This window comes from Microbacterium sp. (assembly GCF_039812165.1).
GTDB lineage: Bacteria > Actinomycetota > Actinomycetes > Actinomycetales > Microbacteriaceae > Microbacterium.
Window position 1 is genome coordinate 1 of the sequence record NZ_JBDIAB010000268.1, and the last position, 3,303, is coordinate 3,303.

The following is a 3,303-nucleotide window of genomic DNA, read 5'->3' on the forward strand; positions in this document are numbered from 1 at the left end:
GCTGGGACTCGGCGAGAAGAGCCCGGTCGTGCGCGTGACCGCGACCGGGGCGCCGGTGCAGGCCTCGCTGCAGGCGAGCATCACGCGCACGCTCGTCGCCGGCGGCGTCGAGCAGGTGGGCGTCGCGGCGGTGCCCGGCACGGCCCAGGTCGTGCCCGCCTTCTCGGTCACGCGCGCCCCGGGCGCTCCCGGCGCGTCGGACGTCGGCACGATGGTGCGCCTGCTGTCGCCCTCGGCCGACGCGACCGCCACGGTGACGATCACGCCCGTGGGCAGCGGCGTGCCCGCGCTCGAGCCGCAGACCGTGCCGCTGACCGCGGGAGCGCCGCTCGAGGTAGAGCTCGGCGGGCTCCAGGTCGGCGCCTACACGGCGCGCGTCGAGTCGACGGCCCCCGTCGTCGCGGCGGTGTGGTCGACGACCGGGTTCGTCGAGGGGGCGGACTTCGCGTGGTACCCCGCCGCAGACGCGGTGACCGTGCCGAGCCTCGCCGCGATCGCCGACGGACCCGCGCCGATGCTCACGATCGCGAACGGCGGCGATGCCGGCACGGTCGTGCGCGTGGTCGAGGCGACCGGCGCCGGGGTGATCGTCGACCTCGCGGTCCCCGCGGGAGGCTCGGTGCAGTATCCCGTGCAGGCCGGCGGGGTGTATCAGCTGATCCCCGCGGACGAGCCGGTGCACGCGAACGTCACCTACACGGGCGAGGGGGCGGTGGCGAGCTTCGTCGTGACGCCGGCCGACACCGCGGCGGCGCCCGTCGTGGTCTATCCCGGCTGAGCCGGCCCGACCGCTAGAAGCGGAAGCGCTCGGGGCCGAGGTCCCACGGGTCGCGGTCGAGGTACTCGGCGGCGGCGCGGAACACGCAGCTCTCCACCATCATGCGGCGGTGCAGGTCGTCCTGCCGGTGCAGGTGGCTGAGGCGCTCGATCGGCAGGCGGTACAGCACGATGCGGCGCTCGTCGGAGAAGACGCTCCAACGCGGGATGCCGTCGTCGTCGGCCGCCGGCGGCATCGTGCCGGCCTCGAACCGCACGTCGCGCAGCTCGGGCCAGGCGCTGCGCAGGAACTCCGCGGCGCTGCCGATCGCGAGCTCGAAGCGGTCGGCGCGGGTCTCCAGCGGCGGCAGCGGGGGACGGACGACGGGGCTGCGTCCCTCGCGCCCGTGCGCACCGTGGCGCGAGACGCGTGCCGGGCGGGCGGCGGTGTGCCGCGGGCGTCGCCTGATCATGCCCCCAGCCTAGGCGCGCGTCGCGCCGGTCGGCGGTCCCGTCCCGGGTCTCGAGGGGCGGGTGCGGTCGCCTGGGGCGACGTGAGCTGTCGCGAGCCGCCACCATGAGCGCAGCGCTCGCCGGACCACGGCCTCGAGGCGGCGGGTGCGGGGTCGCCGCTGGGATCGCCGCCCGGGGCGGCGTGAGCTGTCGCCTTCGTGAGGATCGGCGTGCTCGCCTTCGGCGGTGGACGCCGTCGCGTCGGTGCCACGGGGCGCGTCGTGGGTCGGGGAGAGCGGCGGCGCGGCATCCGTCCCCGCCGCCCGAACGCGGGTTACGGTGAGACGATGCTCGAGAGACTGTGCTCCAAGGTGGGCTGCGCGCGCGAGGCCGTCGCGACCCTGACCTACGACTACGGTGACCAGATGGCGGCGATCGGCCCCCTCGGCGGCCGGCACGACCCGCACGCGCACGACCTGTGCGCCATCCACACCGACCGGCTCTCGGTGCCCAAGGGCTGGATCATCGTCCGGCACGAGACGCTGCGCACCTGATCCGACCCGCGTGCGAGAATGAGCGGATGCCGCACCCCTCCGCATCCGCGATCGACCACGTCGTCGCCGACCTGGGCCTGGCCGAGGCCGGCCGCCATCAGATCCGGCTGGCCGAGAACGAGATGCCCGGCCTCATGGCGCTGCGCGAGGAGTTCGGCCCGTCGCAGCCGCTGCGCGGCGCCCGCATCGCCGGATCGCTGCACATGACGGTGCAGACCGCGGTGCTCATCGAGACGCTCGTCGACCTCGGCGCGCAGGTGCGCTGGGCGAGCTGCAACATCTTCTCCACGCAGGACGAGGCCGCCGCCGCGGTCGTGGTCGGGCCGACCGGCACCGTCGCCGAGCCCGCGGGCGTGCCGGTGTTCGCGTTCAAGGGCGAGACGCTCGAGGAGTACTGGCGCCTCGCCGACCGTATCTTCGACTGGTCGGCCGAGGGATTCGACGGCCCGAACCTCATCCTCGACGACGGCGGCGACGCCACCCTGCTCGTGCACCGCGGCGTCGAGGCCGAGCGTGCCGGCGCCGTGCCCGAGCCGGAGGAGGGGGCGAGCGCCGAGCACCGCATCGTGCTCGACACCCTGCGGGCGAGCCTCGAGCGCGACCCGCAGCGCTTCACGCGCATCGCCGCGGGGCTGATCGGCGTCACCGAGGAGACCACGACGGGCGTCCACCGCCTGTACGAGCTGCACGCCGAGGGCGCGCTGCTGTTCCCCGCGATGAACGTCAACGACTCGGTGACGAAGTCGAAGTTCGACAACAAGTACGGCATCCGCCACTCGCTGCCCGACGGGCTGAACCGCGCGACCGACGTGCTGCTCGGCGGCAAGACGGCGTTCGTCGTCGGCTACGGCGACGTCGGCAAGGGTGCCGCCGAGGCTCTCCGCGGTCAGGGCGCGCGCGTGATCGTCGGCGAGGTCGACCCCATCTGCGCGCTGCAGGCGGCGATGGACGGCTTCCAGGTCGCGCGGCTCGAGTCGGTGGTCGGCGACGTCGACATCGTCATCACCGGCACCGGCAACACGAACGTGGTGACCGTCGAGCACCTCCTCGGTCTCAAGCACCTCGCGGTCGTCGGCAACGTCGGCCACTTCGACGACGAGATCGACGTGGCGGGCCTCGCCGCGCTCCCGGGCGCCGAGCGCGTGGAGATCAAGCCGCAGGTGCACGAGTGGCGGCTGCCGAACGGCCGCAGCGTGCTGGTGCTCAGCGAGGGCCGGTTGATGAACCTGGGGAACGCGACGGGGCATCCGTCGTTCGTCATGAGCGCGTCGTTCACGAACCAGGTGCTCGCGCAGCTCGAGCTGTTCACGCGCGCCGACGCCTACCCGGTCGGCGTGCACACGCTGCCGAAGGTGCTCGACGAGAAGGTCGCCCGCCTGCACCTGGGTGCCCTCGGCGCCGAGCTGACGACGCTCAGCGCCGAGCAGGCCGCCTACCTCGGCGTGCCCGTCGACGGCCCGTACAAGATGGACCACTACCGCTACTGATCGGGCGGATGCCGGCATCCTTCACCCGTGTCCTGTTGGCGACACCTTTCTGC

At 73.8% G+C, this 3,303-nt stretch carries 4 protein-coding genes; 3 read left to right on the forward strand and 1 reads right to left on the reverse strand.

All coding sequences use genetic code 11. The features are described 5' to 3' along the window. Positions 1–778: DUF5719 family protein (locus WML84_RS14060; protein ID WP_347346762.1), on the forward strand; the 778-nt coding region annotated here is incomplete at its 5' end. 13 nt (positions 779–791) lie between these two features. Here the strand turns inward: WML84_RS14060 and WML84_RS14065 are convergent. Continuing rightward, positions 792–1,229: a metallopeptidase family protein gene (locus WML84_RS14065; protein WP_347346763.1), complete on the reverse strand. Its 438-nt coding sequence runs from the start codon at positions 1,227–1,229 to the stop codon at positions 792–794. Positions 1,230–1,556: 327 nt separating this feature from the next. On the opposite strand from WML84_RS14065, the gene WML84_RS14070 reads away from it, so the two are divergent. Both WML84_RS14070 and ahcY read left to right on the forward strand, forming a co-directional pair. Beyond that, positions 1,557–1,763, forward strand: a complete 207-nt coding sequence (locus tag WML84_RS14070) for a DUF3499 family protein (protein ID WP_347346764.1) — start codon at positions 1,557–1,559, stop codon at positions 1,761–1,763. Between the two features lie 26 nt (positions 1,764–1,789). Then, positions 1,790–3,250: an adenosylhomocysteinase gene (gene ahcY / locus WML84_RS14075; RefSeq protein ID WP_347346765.1), complete on the forward strand. Its 1,461-nt coding sequence runs from the start codon at positions 1,790–1,792 to the stop codon at positions 3,248–3,250. The last annotated feature ends 53 nt before the right edge of the window (positions 3,251–3,303 follow it).